This window comes from Pantoea sp. Tr-811 (assembly GCF_011752535.1).
Lineage (GTDB): Bacteria > Pseudomonadota > Gammaproteobacteria > Pseudomonadales > Pseudomonadaceae > Aquipseudomonas.
On the sequence record NZ_VWXJ01000009.1, the window covers coordinates 87,352 to 102,001 of the forward strand.

Annotated in this window: 14 protein-coding genes; 5 read left to right on the plus strand and 9 right to left on the minus strand. The window is 66.1% G+C overall.

The window, feature by feature from the left end; translation table 11 throughout:
- Window positions 1-64: 64 nt before the first annotated feature.
- The 4 genes from F3J44_RS15205 to F3J44_RS15220 form a co-directional block, all read right to left on the minus strand.
- Complete coding sequence (locus F3J44_RS15205) at window positions 65-1,396, minus strand: DEAD/DEAH box helicase (RefSeq protein WP_167273817.1); 1,332 nt, start codon at window positions 1,394-1,396, stop codon at window positions 65-67.
- 55 nt (window positions 1,397-1,451) lie between these two features.
- Window positions 1,452-2,366: a drug/metabolite exporter YedA gene (gene yedA / locus F3J44_RS15210; protein WP_167063497.1), complete on the minus strand. Its 915-nt coding sequence runs from the start codon at window positions 2,364-2,366 to the stop codon at window positions 1,452-1,454.
- A gap of 104 nt (window positions 2,367-2,470) precedes the next feature.
- Window positions 2,471-2,950, minus strand: a complete 480-nt coding sequence (locus tag F3J44_RS15215) for an NYN domain-containing protein (RefSeq protein ID WP_167273819.1) — start codon at window positions 2,948-2,950, stop codon at window positions 2,471-2,473.
- A 136-nt stretch (window positions 2,951-3,086) separates the two neighbouring features.
- Entirely contained in the window at window positions 3,087-3,863 is a 777-nt protein-coding gene (locus F3J44_RS15220; RefSeq protein WP_167273822.1) for a DUF2076 domain-containing protein, read from the minus strand.
- Window positions 3,864-4,018: 155 nt separating this feature from the next.
- On the opposite strand from F3J44_RS15220, the gene F3J44_RS15225 reads away from it, so the two are divergent.
- Complete coding sequence (locus F3J44_RS15225) at window positions 4,019-4,675, plus strand: YciC family protein (RefSeq protein ID WP_167063484.1); 657 nt, start codon at window positions 4,019-4,021, stop codon at window positions 4,673-4,675.
- 11 nt (window positions 4,676-4,686) lie between these two features.
- Here F3J44_RS15225 and hrpB read toward each other — a convergent pair whose 3' ends face one another.
- Complete coding sequence (gene hrpB / locus F3J44_RS15230; protein WP_167273824.1) at window positions 4,687-7,215, minus strand: ATP-dependent helicase HrpB; 2,529 nt, start codon at window positions 7,213-7,215, stop codon at window positions 4,687-4,689.
- 117 nt (window positions 7,216-7,332) lie between these two features.
- On the opposite strand from hrpB, the gene F3J44_RS15235 reads away from it, so the two are divergent.
- Window positions 7,333-7,752, plus strand: coding sequence for a polyribonucleotide nucleotidyltransferase (locus tag F3J44_RS15235; protein WP_167273827.1), 420 nt, complete (start codon window positions 7,333-7,335; stop codon window positions 7,750-7,752).
- A gap of 16 nt (window positions 7,753-7,768) precedes the next feature.
- Entirely contained in the window at window positions 7,769-8,638 is an 870-nt protein-coding gene (locus F3J44_RS15240) for a cation diffusion facilitator family transporter (protein WP_167273829.1), read from the plus strand.
- 18 nt (window positions 8,639-8,656) lie between these two features.
- Here F3J44_RS15240 and F3J44_RS15245 read toward each other — a convergent pair whose 3' ends face one another.
- Window positions 8,657-9,472: a DUF6515 family protein gene (locus F3J44_RS15245; RefSeq protein ID WP_167063461.1), complete on the minus strand. Its 816-nt coding sequence runs from the start codon at window positions 9,470-9,472 to the stop codon at window positions 8,657-8,659.
- Between the two features lie 407 nt (window positions 9,473-9,879).
- Between F3J44_RS15245 and F3J44_RS15250 the strand changes: the two genes are divergently transcribed.
- Together F3J44_RS15250 and F3J44_RS15255 are read left to right on the plus strand one after the other, a co-directional pair.
- Window positions 9,880-10,356 carry an Lrp/AsnC family transcriptional regulator gene (locus F3J44_RS15250; RefSeq protein ID WP_003249795.1) on the plus strand — a complete coding sequence of 159 codons (477 nt, stop codon included), beginning with the start codon at window positions 9,880-9,882 and terminating at the stop codon, window positions 10,354-10,356.
- A gap of 53 nt (window positions 10,357-10,409) precedes the next feature.
- The gene (locus F3J44_RS15255; RefSeq protein ID WP_027592638.1) at window positions 10,410-10,613 is read left to right on the plus strand and encodes a DUF2788 domain-containing protein; all 204 of its coding nucleotides are present in this window, start codon (window positions 10,410-10,412) and stop codon (window positions 10,611-10,613) included.
- Between the two features lie 72 nt (window positions 10,614-10,685).
- Here F3J44_RS15255 and F3J44_RS15260 read toward each other — a convergent pair whose 3' ends face one another.
- The 3 genes from F3J44_RS15260 to F3J44_RS15270 all read right to left on the minus strand — a co-directional run bounded on the left by F3J44_RS15260 (window position 10,686) and on the right by F3J44_RS15270 (window position 14,563).
- Window positions 10,686-11,315, minus strand: a complete 630-nt coding sequence (locus tag F3J44_RS15260; RefSeq protein ID WP_167273831.1) for a pseudouridine synthase — start codon at window positions 11,313-11,315, stop codon at window positions 10,686-10,688.
- A gap of 6 nt (window positions 11,316-11,321) precedes the next feature.
- On the minus strand, window positions 11,322-12,785 hold the full coding sequence (gene amn / locus F3J44_RS15265; RefSeq protein WP_167063450.1) for an AMP nucleosidase: 1,464 nt from the start codon (window positions 12,783-12,785) through the stop codon (window positions 11,322-11,324).
- Window positions 12,786-12,910: 125 nt separating this feature from the next.
- Window positions 12,911-14,563, minus strand: a complete 1,653-nt coding sequence (locus F3J44_RS15270) for an acyl-CoA dehydrogenase family protein (RefSeq protein WP_167273834.1) — start codon at window positions 14,561-14,563, stop codon at window positions 12,911-12,913.
- Between the last annotated feature and the right edge of the window lie 87 nt (window positions 14,564-14,650).

A 14,650-nucleotide genomic window follows, 5' to 3' on the forward strand; every position in this document is an offset into this window, starting at 1 on the left:
AGCCGGCCCTGACCTGGTAGGAGCGAGCAGAGCTCGCGATGCGCCGCACAAGCGGCGCCAAGGCTTAGGGTTTGCGCTTGCGCGGCCCGCTGTTGAAGCTCGGTACCTTGCGCACGGCCTTGACCGGCGGCTCGGCGGCGCCGGCCTCGGCGCTGTCCAGCCAACGCCCCAGGCCACGCTTGGCGCTGTTCTCCTTGGGCTTCTTGGGCTTCTTCGGTTTCTTGACCACCTGGCCACTGGCATCGGTCATCGGCACCCGGTGCTCAGGGATGAAATCCGGTTCCTCATGGCGCGGCAAGGTCTGCCGGGTCAGCACCTCGATCGCCGAGAGCAGCTGCACTTCATCGGCGCACACCAGCGAAATCGCCTCGCCCTTGTTACCCGCCCGGCCAGTACGGCCGATGCGGTGCACGTAGTCCTCGGCCACGATCGGCAAGTCGAGGTTGACCACCAGCGGCAGGTCATCGATGTCCAGGCCACGGGCCGCGACATCCGTCGCCACCAGCACCTGGATTTCACGCGCCTTGAAGCTGTCCAGCGCACGCTGGCGGGTGGCCTGCGGGCGGTCGCCGTGGATGCCGTCGGCGTTCACGCCCTCGGCCAGCAGCCGCTCGACCAGCTGGTCGACGCCGTTGCGGGTCTTGGCGAACACCAGCACCTGCTTCCAGCGCTGCTTGCGCATCAGGTGAACGAACAAGTCGGCCTTGCGCTTTTTATCCACCGGCACCAGCCATTGTTTGACCGTGGTGGCGGCAGCGTTGCGCGGGCTCACTTCAATGCTCAGCGGGTCGTTCAGGGCAAGGCCTGCGAGCATGCGGATCTGGTCGGAGAAGGTGGCGGAAAACAACAGCGTCTGGCGTTTGCGCGGCAAGGCGGCGTACACCGCCTGCAGTTCCTCGGCGAAGCCCAGGTCAAGCATGCGGTCGGCTTCGTCGAGCACCAAGGCCTGCACCTGGTTGAACTTTACGGCGTTCTGGCGGAACAGGTCGAGCAGGCGGCCTGGCGTTGCCACCAGCAGGTCGACACCACGGCGCAGGCGCATCATCTGCGGGTTGATGCTGACACCGCCGTATACCGCATAGGTGCTCAGCGGCAGGTTCTCGGCGTACTCGCGCACGTTGGCGTGTACCTGCTCGGCCAGTTCGCGGGTTGGCACCAGCACCAGCGCGCGGATCGAGTTGCTGGCGACCTTCTCCCCTTCCAGGGCCAGGCGCTGCAGCACCGGCAGGGCGAAGCCGGCGGTTTTGCCGGTGCCGGTCTGGGCGGCGGCCATCAGGTCGCGGCCGGCCAGCACGGCGGGAATGGCCTTGGCCTGGACCGGGGTGGGCGTGGTGTAGTCGAGCTGCTGCAGGGTGCGCAGCAGCGGTTCGATCAGGCCGAGTTTGGCGAAATTCATGGCAATACCGTCAGGGGGTTCAGCGAAGGCGGCAAGTTTACCGCATCGCCCCTGCCTACTTGCAGATTTCGCCCTTCGCCGGCTGCGCTGGCGCCTTGCGCCACTGCGGCAGGCCGATCAGCACCACGGCACCAATGATCACCGCCATGGCCAGGCATTCTTCAGCGCCGATGTGTTCGCCAGCGAAGACGATGCCCAGCAGCACCGCCACCGCCGGGTTGACGTAGGCATAGCTGGTGGCCGCTGCCGGGCGCACGTGCTTGAGCAGGTACATGTAGGCGCTGAACGCCAGGATCGATCCGAACAGCACCAGGTAGGCCAGCGCGCCCCAGCCAGCGGCGCTGGGCATTTGCGTCATGCGTTCACCGGACAGCGCACTGCCCAGCAGCAGCACCGCGCCGCCGACCAGCATCTCGGCGGCGCTGGCCATGGGGCCCTGGGGCAAGGGCAAGCTCTTGCTCCACACCGAGCCGAACGCCCAGGACGCGGCGGCGAACAGGATCAGCGCCGCACCGATGGGGCTGGCCTGCAGGTTGGAGCCAAGGTTGAGCAAGCCGATGCCAAGCAGCCCGAGCAGGATCCCGGCCCATTCCAGGCGTGAGTTGCGATGGCCGAACAGCAGGCCAAACAGCAGGGTGAACAACGGCACCGTGGCCACGGCCAGTGCCGCGACGCCGGATGCCACCCCAGCGTGCTCGGCCACCGTCACGCCACCGTTGCCGCAACTGAGCAACAGAAAGCCCACGGCACCGGCCGCCCGCCACTGTGGCCAGGTCGGCGCCGGTACTCCGCGCCAGCGCAGGAAGCCGTAAAGCAGGCCGCCGGCAGTCAGGAAGCGCACACCGGCCATCAGCATCGGCGGCCAGGACTCAACGCCAATGCGGATGAACAGGTAGGTGGAACCCCACACCAGGTACAACGCCAGGAAGGCGCCGATAAGCAACAGCGGGAAACGACGGGAGGCAGGCATGGCAGGGAACTCGGACATCCGTTTTCGGGTGACTGATTGTAGGGGGCTGCCAGCGTAAAGATAAGTTACAAAACAGGCTGAAATGGGCGGCACACTTCTGCGCCTCAATGCCTCAACAACAACCGGCCTTCAATCGGCACATAACGGCTGGCCGCACGAATCAGCGACAGCGCCGTCAGCCCCGGCACGCCATACACCACGGCCTCGGTCCCATGGCGCTGGATCACCCGCTCCAGCAGCAGGTCGAAATCCCCATCACCGGAGGCCAGAACCACCTGGTCGACCCGGCTGGCCGCATCGATCACATCAAGGGTGATACCCACGTCCCAGTCACCCTTGGCCGAGCCGTCACTGCGTTGGATAAAAGGCTTCAAGCGCACCTCGAAGCCGAGGTTGCGCAGAATCTGCTGGAACTGCTGCTGCTTGCTGTCACCTCGGTCGATGGCATAGGCCACGGCCTCGACTATCTCGCCTTCACGGCTGACGGCGTTCCACAGTGCGGTGTAGTTGAAGTGGCAACCGTGGGCCTGGCGCACGGTGTAGTAGAGGTTCTGCACGTCGGCGAACAGCGCAATCTTTTTCACCTGGAAACCTCGTCGTCTGAAAACTTCGCGGGCAAGCCCGCTCCCACAGGACCTCACTCGATCACTGTAGGAGCGGGCTTGCCCGCGATTAGGGGCGCGATGCGCCCCCAGGAATGCCAGCAGTATGCCAGACCGGTCAGACGTACGTATCGTCGTCCGAGAAGAACCCGCCATCGTCGTTGCCATAGTCGGTGTCGGCAAAACCACCCTGGTCATTGCCCCAGCCGCCGTTGTCAGCCACGTGCTCCTGCCCGCCCTGATCGTTCCAACCCGCGGTATCGCTGGCAGACGCCGGTTCTTCCTTGATCACTTCCACCACTTCCTCAGGCTGCGAGTGGTGGTTGAACAGGCTGCTGATGCCTTGCGCCAGCAGCACGCCACCGGCCACGCCGGCTGCGGTCTGCATCGCGCCGCCGAGGAAACTGCTGGCACCGCTGCGCGCCGGGGCGGCACCGAAACCCGCTTGCGGCTGTTGCATCTGCGCCTGGGGCTGCTGGGCAAAACCCGGGGCACTCGGCTCGCGCCAGCCGCCACCGGACGGCACCGGCGCACTGGCCTGGCGTGGCTGTGGTGCCGGCTCTGGGTTGCTGCGTGCGCCACCACCAAAGATGCTGGAGAGGAAACCGCCTCCGCCATTGCCGCTGCTGCTGGCCGCGCTGGCACGGTTGGCCTCGGCCTGGGCACGGGCCTGCTGCAAGTCGGCTTGAAGTTGCTTGTTCTGCTCGTCCAGGCGCTTGATGGCCGCTTCCTGAACCAGAATCGCCTGGGCCATGTAGTAAGGCGCAGCCGGCTGCTGGCGCACGTGCTCCTCGATGCACGCCTGGGCCTGGGCATCACGGGGCTGGCTGGGGTCTTCGGCTTGCTTGATGCGGCCGAACAGGCCGTCGATCAGGGTTTGTTCATCAGTGTTCATGGGGCTACCTCGTGGGCTAGCAGGACATCGGACGTGTCAAAGATGGGGCGCTCCAGCGGCGGATTCAATCACCAGGCGGGTGAAACTTTTTTCAGCAAGTTACCGCTCTGGGCTAAAGTGACACCCCTGCTTCAATTGCCATGCGATGTTGACCGATGAATCCGCTGAGCGTTCTGCGCGACTCCCTGTACTTCTTCCGCCGCCACCTGGCGAACATCATCCCGCTGTGCCTGCCGCTGGTGGTGCTGGAGGCCCTGGTGACCCAGCTGCTGTACCGCCAGCTGGGCGACCAGGCCTCCCCGGCCTACGGCATGCTCGTCAGCCTGCTGTTCTACCCGCTCTACAGCGCAGCGTTGATTCTTTACCTGCACACCCGCAGCAACGGCCAGGACGTGCCGCGCCGCGACCTGTTCGCCCGCGCCGTGCAGCTATGGCCGCAGCTGGCGTTGCTGATTCTGATCAGCTCGCTGCTGATCATGGCGGGCCTGGCGCTGTTCGTTTTCCCTGGCGTGTGGATCATGATCAACCTGGTGTTCGCCGAGTACCTGCTGGTGCTGCGCGGCCTGCCGGTAGTGCAGGCGATGCGCGAGAGCGCGCGCATGACCACCGGGCACTTCCTGCGCATCATGCTATGCGTGCTCGGCGTGCTGGCGCCGATCTGGCTGATCGACGGCCTGCTGCTGATGGCCTTCCCCGACCCCGCCCCCGGCATGGAACTGGCCATGGACAGCCTCAGCGGTTTCCTGCAGCTGTTCAGCACCGTGGTGCTGTACCGGCTGTTCATGCTGCTGGAAACCCAGCCCGCGCAGTGACCATCAGGGGCTCAGGTGCCCCTTGGCTTGGCCCGTGCAGTGGCTTCGGCCACCAACGGGTCGTCTGGCCAGTAATGCTTGGGGTAACGCCCCTTGAGGTCCTTCTTCACTTCGGCATAAGTGGTACGCCAGAAGTTGGCCAGGTCTTGGGTGACCTGCACCGGCCGACGTGCCGGTGACAGCAGGTGCAGCTTGACCAGCTGGCGGCCCTGGGCGATGCGCGGGGTATCGGCCAGGCCAAACAGCTCTTGCAGGCGCACGGCGAGAATCGGCGGATTTTCGCTGTAATCCAGGCGGATGTTCGACCCAGACGGCACGCCAAGGTGTGTCGGGGCCTGTTCCTCCAGGCGCTGGGGCAGTGGCCAGGGCAGCAGGTTGCGCAGCATCGACGAGAGGTCCAGGGCGGCAAAGTGGCTCAGGCGCGAAACCTTGCCCAGGTAGGGTTGCAGCCAGTCTTCCAGGCTGGCGAGCAGGGCCTCGTCGCCCAGGTCGGGCCATTCGCTGTGGCCGTCCTTGTCCAGGTCCAGCTGGCGCAGCAGCGACACACGTGCCTGCCATTGGCGCAGCTCCGGGGTCCAGGTCAGCAGGTTCAGGCCTTTGCGCCGCACCAGCCCAAGCAGGGCCTTGGCCCGGGCTTCGTCATCCAGCCCGGGCAGTGGTTCGCGGCTGAGCACCAGTTCGCCGACCTTGACCTGGCGCTCGGCGCGCAGCACCTGCTCGCGCTCGTCCCAGTCGAGGATATCCACCCGCTCGACCTGCTCGGCCAACACGCCATCGAGCAGCGCCGGGTCGAACTCGGCGGCGAGGTAGATACGCTCTTCGCGTTGGCCTTGGCGGCTGCCCAGGTCGGCGATCACCAGCCACGGGCATTTCATCAACGCATCGGCCTCGCTGAACAAGGCCGCACGGCCATTGGCCAGGCGATACTCGGCCCCGCCTTCGCGGCGCTGCTGGGCGACCCGGTCAGGGTAGGCCAGCGCCAGTAATGCGCCAAGCCAGCGCGGGTGGTCGGGGTCGGCAACCGCCGCAGCGGGTTTGCCACGCAACAGGCCGCGGTACTGGCGGGCAAGCTGCCGGGCCCGTTGCACGCCGCCCTGGCTGGCGCGGCTGGCCTTGTCCTGGCCGCTGACCAGCGCCAGCCGGCTGTGCAAGTCGGCGCCGCCGCCGCGCTGGATATCGCGCTCACCCAACAACGCCGCTACATCGCACGCCATGCTCGCCAGCCCCAGGTGCTGGCCGCGCAACAGCAGGTGGGCGATGCGCGGGTGCGCTGGCAACTCGGCCATGGCCTGGCCATGTTCGCTGAGGTTGTCGCGGCTGCCCGGCTTGAACGCGCCCAGGCGCGCCAGCAGGTCCTGGGCCTGGGAAAAGGCCGCCGGCGGCGGCTGGTCGAGCCAGCGCAACTGCTCGGGGGTAACGCCCCAGCGCGCCAGTTGCAGGGCCAGGCCCGCCAGGTCGGCCTGAAAGATTTCGGCACTGCCATGGGCGGCCAGTTGCTCGTGCTGGGCCTCGGACCACAGCCGGTAGCACACCCCGGGCTCCAGGCGCCCGGCGCGGCCGGCACGCTGGGTGGCACTGGCGCGGGAAATGCGCTGGGTGTCCAGGCGGGTCATGCCGCTGCCGGGGTCGAAACGCGGCACCCGGGCAAGGCCTGCGTCGATCACCACGCGCACGCCGTCGATGGTCAGGCTGGTTTCGGCGATGTTGGTGGCCAGTACCACCTTGCGCAGGCCCTGGGGCGCCGGGTCGATGGCTGCGCGCTGGGCATTGAGGTCGAGTTCGCCGTGCAGCGGGCACAGCAGCACATCTGGCCGCTCGCCCAAGGCGTCCTGCAGGCTCTGGTGCACGCGGCGGATCTCGGCCTGGCCGGGCAGGAACACCAGCACGCTGCCAGGCTGCTCGGCGAGCGCCAGCAGCACGTTGTCCAGCACCCGTGGCTCGATGAACTCGCCCGGCTGGAACGGGCGGCCCCAGCGGATATCCACGGGGTGCATGCGGCCCTCGCTACTGACCACCGGCGCATCGCCCAACAGGCGCGACAGGCGCTCGCCCTCCAGCGTTGCCGACATCAGCAGGATCTTCAACGGCGGCTCGTCGCGCAGCAGTTCGCGGCCATTGAGGCTCAGCGCCAGGGCCAGGTCGGCGTCCAGGCTGCGCTCATGGTATTCGTCGAATATCAGCAGGCCCACGCCGTCGAGCGCGGGGTCGGCCTGCAGGCGGCGGGTGAGGATGCCTTCGGTAACCACTTCGATACGGGTGTTGGGCCCGACCTTGCTGTCCAGGCGAATGCGGTAGCCCACCGTTTCACCCACTTTTTCCCCCAGCTCGCTGGCCAGCCGCTCGGCCGCCGCACGGGCGGCCAGGCGGCGGGGTTCAAGCATGAGGATGGTTTGCCCGGCCAGCCAAGGCTCGTGCAGCAGCGCCAGCGGCACGCGGGTGGTCTTGCCGGCGCCGGGCGGTGCTTCGAGCACGGCTTCGTCGCGGTTTTCCAGGGCCTGGCGCAGGGCCGGCAAAACGGCATCGATTGGTAATGAAATCATGGTGGTCCTCGAACAGTGCGGCGAGTATAACGGCGAACCGAGCCTGCTCTATCATGGTCTTAGCATCAGGTGCTGGCGCTTCGCCCACCCTGCAGGACACCTTTTCCGGAGATTTACATGCGCATCCCATCCCGCGTCATTGGCGGCGCCCTGATTGCCACCCTGCTCACCCAATTGACGGCCTGTGGCACGCTGTTCTACCCAGACCGCCGTGGCCAGATCGACGGCAAGGTCGACCCGGTGATCGTTGCGCTCGACGCAATCGGCATCCTGTTCTACGTCATTCCTGGCCTGATCGCCTTTGGCGTTGACTTCGCCACGGGCGCTATCTACTTCCCTGGCGGTACCACGGCCCAGGTCGCGCCCGCCAAGCTGCAACAGGCCATCACCCCCGACGGCAAGGTCGACAACCTCAAGCTGCAGGCCATTCTGGAAAGCGAACTGGGCCAGCGCCTGCCGCTGGACGACCCACGGTTGATCCAGCACCGCGGCAGCGTGGAACAGCTGGCGGCGCTTGGCCTGGTGCCGGCGGCCTGAGGACGATTTCCCGCACATGACCACCTCGGCCGAACACCAGCGCCTGCTGCGCCTGGCCACCCGCGCGTCGTTGGCGGTGGCCAGCATCCTGGTATTGAGCAAGGCGGTGGCCTGGTGGCTGAGCGGTTCGGTCAGCCTGCTGGCCGGGCTGACCGACTCGGCGCTGGATGCCGTGGCGTCATTTCTCAACCTGCTTGCGGTGCACTATGCCCTGCGCCCGGCCGATGACGACCACCGGTTCGGCCATGGCAAGGCCGAAGCCTTGGCCGGCATGGCCCAGGCGCTGTTCATCGGGGTGAGCGCGGTGTTGATCGGGGTGCAGGCGGCCGAGCGCCTGCAGGCGCCGCAACCTCTGGGTGACACCGCCATCGGCATCGCGGTGATGCTGCTGTCGCTGGCACTGACCGTCGCCCTGCTGCTGTTCCAGCGCAAGGTCATCCGCCTGACCGGCTCGACGGCAGTGCGGGCAGACTCGCTGCATTACCGCTCCGACCTGCTGCTGAACGGCAGCATCCTGCTTGCCCTGTTGCTGGCAGGTTTTGGCTGGCCGCAACTGGACGCACTGTTCGGCCTGGGCATTGCCTTGTACATCCTGTGGAGTGCGGTGCAGATCGCTCGGGAAAGCACCGCCATCCTCATGGACAAAGCGCTGCCCGACGCCATTGGCGAAGCCATGGTCGAGTTGGTGCTGGGCATACCGGGCGTCAAAGGCGTGCACGATCTGCGCACGCGGGTGTCGGGCAACCAGTGGTTCGTGCAACTGCACCTGGAACTGCCGGGGCAATTGCCGCTGCACGAGGCGCACGCCCTGTGCGTGCGCGCCTCGGCAGTGATCCGCCAGCAGTACCCGAAAGCCGACGTGTTGGTGCACGCCGACCCGGTGTAACCCCGCGCCCGCAAGTGCTCAGTTCACGCTGTAGCCTCGGCCACTGAAGCAGGCCCCCAAGGCCCGGCGGTAGTTGCTTGCCACTTCCGCTGGCGGTGCGTATGGCGCGGTTGCCGGGTCGAAGCCCGACTGGCTGACCGCCCAGCGGTGGCACTGGTAGCGGTCCTGGTCCTGCTGCTCCTGGCCCTGCCCATACATCGGGTACGCCACCACGTCATACACATTGTTCGCCGGTGCCGCTGCCGGCAGCGGCGCGGGTGCGCCAACCGGCGGGTTCACCACCACGTATTCCTGGCTGTCGGCCAGGTACTGGTAATAGGTGTCGGCTACCAGGAAGAACAGCGCACCGCCCAGCCAGACCTCCCGCGCATAGGAGGGCAGGTAGCCGACCCGCACACCATAGGGTGGAGTCACCACGACGTAGCCACCGCCATGGGGGCGGTACCAGTAGCCACCGGAATAGAAGTAGTCCTGGCCGCGGTAAGGCACTTTCCAGTAGCGGTCCGGGAAGCGGTCGACATTGTGCCCAGGGCGGTACTGCGGGCCTGGCCCCCAGCCATTGCCATGGCCGTCCGGGCGGCCCTGCCAATCGCCACCGGGGCGCTGGCCAGGGCCGCCGGCTTGCCAGTGGCGGTTGTCGCCGTTGCGCCGGGGAATGTCCTGGTAGTAACCCTGCCGGGCAGGCTCGGTCTGGCGCACCTGGTCACGCGAACCGAGCGGGCGACGGGGGCCACCGTCTTCATGGCCCTCGCCCGGCCCCTCGGCCATGGCCCCGAGGCTCAGGCTCAAACCCAGCAAACCAACACCTGCCAACTGCCAGATGCGCGACTTCATGTTGTTCCTCACGGTGAATAAACCAGCATGCTGCCAGTCTAACGCGGCGGCGGCGCCCCTGTACGCCGCTGCCAGATGAAATCGCGGCCATGAAAAAAGGGAGGCCATGGGGCCTCCCTTTGGAATTTGTCGTCCGTGCTCGGCACTTGTGATGCCGGCTCACCTCACAGCGTCTTCTGGACGCTGTGTAGCCCGGGGGCCTGGCAGATCCTGTTGGATGGCCGGGCCGCGACCGCCCGCCTAGGGCGCGTCGCCGTGGACTGATGTCCGGGCAGTGATTCTGGAGTTAAAGATACGGGAGCAGGTGCGGCAGAGGATTGCGAAGATTGCTCAGATAAATAGCACTTGCGCAATTTTTAACCCTGGATCGATAATTCACCGCAATCCGAACAGAAAAGGCCATTTCCATGAGCAAACTTGACCGCTACGACCTGAGCATTCTTGCCGAATTGCAGCGCGATGCGCGCATCTCCAACCAGGAGCTGGCCGAGCGCATTGGCCTGTCGCCATCGCCATGCTCGCGTCGGGTCAAGCAGCTGGAAGACGACGGCTATATCTCGCGCCAGGTCGCCCTGCTCGACCGCAAGAAGCTTGGCCTGAGCCTCACGGCCTACGTGCTGATCGGCATGGACCGGCACACCCCCGAGCGCTTCGAAACCTTCGAGGCGGCCATTCGCAACCTGCCACAGGTGCTTGAATGCAGCCTGGTCACCGGCATGGACGCTGACTACCAGCTGAAGGTGGTGGTGCCGGACATGGACCATTACCAGAAGCTGCTGCTGGGCAGCCTGACCCGTATCGAAGGGGTCACCAGTGTGCGCTCGAGCTTTGTGCTCAACCAGGTGCTGGCCAGTACCGAGCTGCCATTGACCCACCTCCGTTAATTGCGCGCTGGCAGGCGTATACTCGGCCGATTTAGCCTGCCAGGAGAGCGCCGATGGACCCCGCCGTATTCGAAGAATGGATGATGATCATCCTGGTGACCGTGTTGATCGGGTTCATGGGTTTCATCGTCTGGGACTTGGCGAAAAAGTCCAAGGCCGGCCGGTTCGGTACGCTGATTCTGTTCTTTGTGCTTGGGCTTGGGGTGCTGGCCTTCATTATCAAGAGCGTGGTGGTGGCGTTTCTCGAAGGGGTATAGGCCTGCAAGGGCCTGTTCGCGGGGCAAGCCCGCTCCTACATCAAGTGGGAGCGGGTTTACCCGCGGATGGGCCTAAAGCTTGGGCGCTACTTCACGCCAGCAACCTTGTTCAAGCCCATCCAGCGCCCAGTCGCCAATCCGCACCCGCACCAGACGCAAGGTCGGCAGCCCCACTGCCGCCGTCATGCGCCGCACCTGGCGGTTGCGCCCCTCACGGATCACCAACTCCAGCCAGCAGGTCGGCACGCTTTTGCGAAAGCGTACCGGAGGGTTGCGCGGCCACAGTTCGGGTTCTTCGAGGCGCCGTGCCTCGGCCGGCAGGGTCGGGCCATCATTGAGCTGAACGCCATCGCGCAGGCGCTGGATCTGCTCCTCGCTCGGCTCGCCCTCTACCTGCACCCAATAGGTCTTGGGCAACTTGTGCTTGGGGTCGGCGATGCGCGCCTGCAGCCCGCCATCGTTGGTCAATAGCAGCAGGCCTTCGCTGTCGCGGTCCAGGCGCCCGGCCGGGTACACGCCCGGGATATCGATGAAATCCTTGAGCGTCGCCCGCCCTTCACCGTCGCTGAACTGGGTCAGCACGTCGAAGGGTTTGTTGAACAGGATCAGGCGCGGCTCGGCCGGCGGCGCCTTGGCCTGGCGACGGGGGCCGGCAGGCCGCGCCTGGGGACGGCGCGGCTTGGAACGGGGTGGCAGTGGCATGGATCCTCAGCGGAACGGCGGCTCATCGAAGCTGCGCAGTTTACGCGAGTGCAACGAATTGAGCTCGGTGCGCAGCAGGTCGAGGGCGGCAATGCCGATTTTCAAGTGCTGGCTGACCGCCCGGTTGTAGAAGGCGTTGGCCGAGCCCGGCAGCTTGATCTCGCTGTGCAGGGGTTTGTCGGATACGCACAGCAACGTGCCATACGGCACCCGCAGGCGATAGCCCTGGGCAGCGATGGTGCCGCTTTCCATGTCCACCGCCACGGCCCGCGACAGGTTGATCAGCGGCCGCTCCTGGGCCCAGCGCAGTTCCCAGTTGCGGTCGTCGTAGGTCAGCACGGTGCCGGTGCGCAGGCGCTTCTTCAGTTCCTCGCCGCGCTCGCCGGTCACTTGCGCCGCGGCTTCCTGCAGGGCCAGTTGCACCTCGGCCAGGGCCGGAATCGGAATGTTCGGCGGCACCACGCGGTCGAGAATACCGTCGCGGCGCATGTAGGCGTGGGCCAGCACATAATCGCCGATGGTTTGCGACTGGCGCAGGCCACCACAGTGGCCAATCATCAGCCAGCAGTGCGGGCGCAGCACCGCCAGGTGGTCGGTGATGTTCTTGGCATTGGACGGGCCGACACCGATGTTGACCAGGGTGACGCCGTCACCGTCGGCCGCGATCAGGTGGTAAGCCGGCATCTGGTAGCGGTGCCAGATCACGCTGGCCACCAGGGCCTGGGCCTCGCCGTGGTCCATGCCCTTCTCGATCACCACGTTGCCTGGCAGCACCATGCGCACGAAGCGTGGGTCTTCGCGCAACTGCTCAAGGCCGTGGCTGATGAACTGGTCGACGTAGCGGTGGTAGTTGGTCAGCAGGATCCATGGCTGCACATGGCGCCAGTCGCTGCCGGTGTAGTGCACCAGGCGGCGCAGCGAGAAGTCCACGCGGGCGGCGTCGAACAGCGCCAGCGGCAGGGTTTCGGCGTTGCCCCAGTCGTACAGGCCATCGGCGATATTGTCGGTGGCGGCGGACAGGTCGGTGCTGGGGAATACGCGGGCGAGCTCTGCGGCAGTGATACCGCTGCCGGCCAGCTCATCACCCTGGTCGACCACATAGGGGTAAGGAATGTTCTGTTCGCTGACGCCAACTTCCACGGTTACCGTGTAGTCGTGCATCAAGGGCCGCAGCTGGTCCAGCAGGTAGCCACGAAACGCCGCAGGCTGGGTGACCGTGACGCTGTAGGTGCCGGCCACCTGGACCTTGGCATAGGCGCGGGTGGTGGCGGCGACTTCACCGTGGCTGTGGTAGGTCAGGCGCAGTGCCGGGTAGCGGAACAGGGCATGCTCATCGGCATTTGGCTCGGTACGGTCCTTCAGGTAGCGCTTGAGGGCCTGGCTCAGCGCCCCGGTGGCCTGGTCATGCAGGGCCGCCAGACGGTCGACGGCCTGTTCGGGGGTATCTACGACTACAAAAGCTTGGCTCACACTGGGCTTCCTGTCTGGACATGCATGCCAGCCATCTTGCCTGCCTTCTTGGGTAAATTCACCCCCATTGATCGGTGTTGCCTGATTCACGGGTCAAGCCCGCGCCTTCAAGCGAAGCAGGCAACTCAACCGGCCCAGGCCGGCGTCGACCTTGCCACCAGGGCTTGCACGTCAACCCCGCGGGGCAATGCGCCGTACACCCTGCCCCCGCCTGCCAGGCGGCTGCCGATGAACGCATCGCTGACGGTTGCATTGCCCGCCTCCAGCAGCAACTTAGCCTGCAGCGCCAGGGCAATGTCTTCGGTCAGTTGCCGCGCCCGGTACTGGATGTCGCTGGTGTCGGTGAATGCCCCTTTCAAATTGCCGATATGCGCTGCCAGGCGCGGGTCACCGTGGCCGTCGCCCAATTCGGCGAACAGTGCATCGAGCACCCCTGGCTCCTTGGACAAGGCCCGCAGCACATCCAGGCACTGCACATTGCCCGAGCCTTCCCAGGTCGAGTTGACCGGCGCCTCCCGGTACAGGCGCGGCAGGATACTGTCCTCGACATAGCCAGCACCGCCCAGGCATTCGGCGGCCTCGTTGATCATGGCCGGCGCCCGTTTGCAGATCCAGTACTTGCCCACCGCCGTGACCAGGCGGGCGAAATGCGCTTGTTGCGGGTCGTCAAGCTGCTCCAGGGCCTGCCCCATGCGCAGGCTCAGGGCCAGCGCCGCCTCGCTTTCCAGGGCCAGGTCAGCCAGCACGTTCTGCATCAGAGGCTGCTCGTTCAATACCCGGCCGCCAACCTTGCGGTATGCGCAGTGGTGGGTGGCCTGGGTCAGTGCCTGGCGCATCAGGGCGCTGGAACCGACCATGCAATCGAAGCGGGTCATGGCCACCATCTCGATGATGGTTGGCACGCCCCGCCCCTCCTCACCCACCATCCAGGCCAGGCCGCCGCGGAACTCCACTTCGCTGGAGGCGTTGGAGCTATTGCCGAGTTTGTTCTTCAGGCGCTGGATGTAGAACTGGTTACGGTTGTCATCCGGGCGGTGGCGCGGCAGCAGGAAGCAGCTCAGGCCCTTGTCGGTCTGGGCCAGGGTCAGGAAGGCGTCGCACATGGGCGCGGAGCAGAACCACTTGTGCCCAACCAGCTCATAGGGTTGGCCAGGCCCCGGGCTGCCGACCGGGTAGGCGCGGGTGGTGTTGGCGCGCACGTCGGTGCCGCCCTGCTTTTCGGTCATGGCCATGCCGATGGTCACCCCGGCCTTGTGCCGGTCCCCGACATTGCGTGGGTCATACTCGCGGGCAAGGATCTTCGGCAACCAGTATTCGGCAAGCTCAGGCTGCAGCCGCAGTGCGGGCACGGCAGCAAAGGTCATGGTCAACGGGCAGCCGCTGCCGGCTTCGGCCTGGCTGTGCAGGTAGGTCATCGACGCCCGCGCCACGTGGGCGCCAGCGCGCGGCTCGGCCCAGGGCAGCGAGGGCAGGCCATGTTCGACGGCGGTGCGCATCAGTTGATGATAGGCAGGGTGAAATTCGACCAGGTCAATGCGGTGGCCGAAGCGGTCGTGGCTGCTGAACTCGGGCTTGTGTGCGTTGGCCAGGAACCCGGCGGCCATCAGCGGGCCACCGGCCAGGGCACCGTAGGCATCGATCCGCGATTCGGCCCAGCCGGCCCCGAAGTGCCGTGACCATTGCTGCAGCGGCAGGTCGAGGCGGTACAGGTTGGCGCCATCGAGCGGCGGTGGCTGGTTGGTGACTTCGTGGGTTTCAGCGTACTGGTGCAGGTTCATCGAGAGCTCCTGGATCCGGGCGTGTCTGAATGGCCCAGTGAAGCACTCGCGGGGGGATGTCACAACAATGATTGGGCGCTGCTTTGC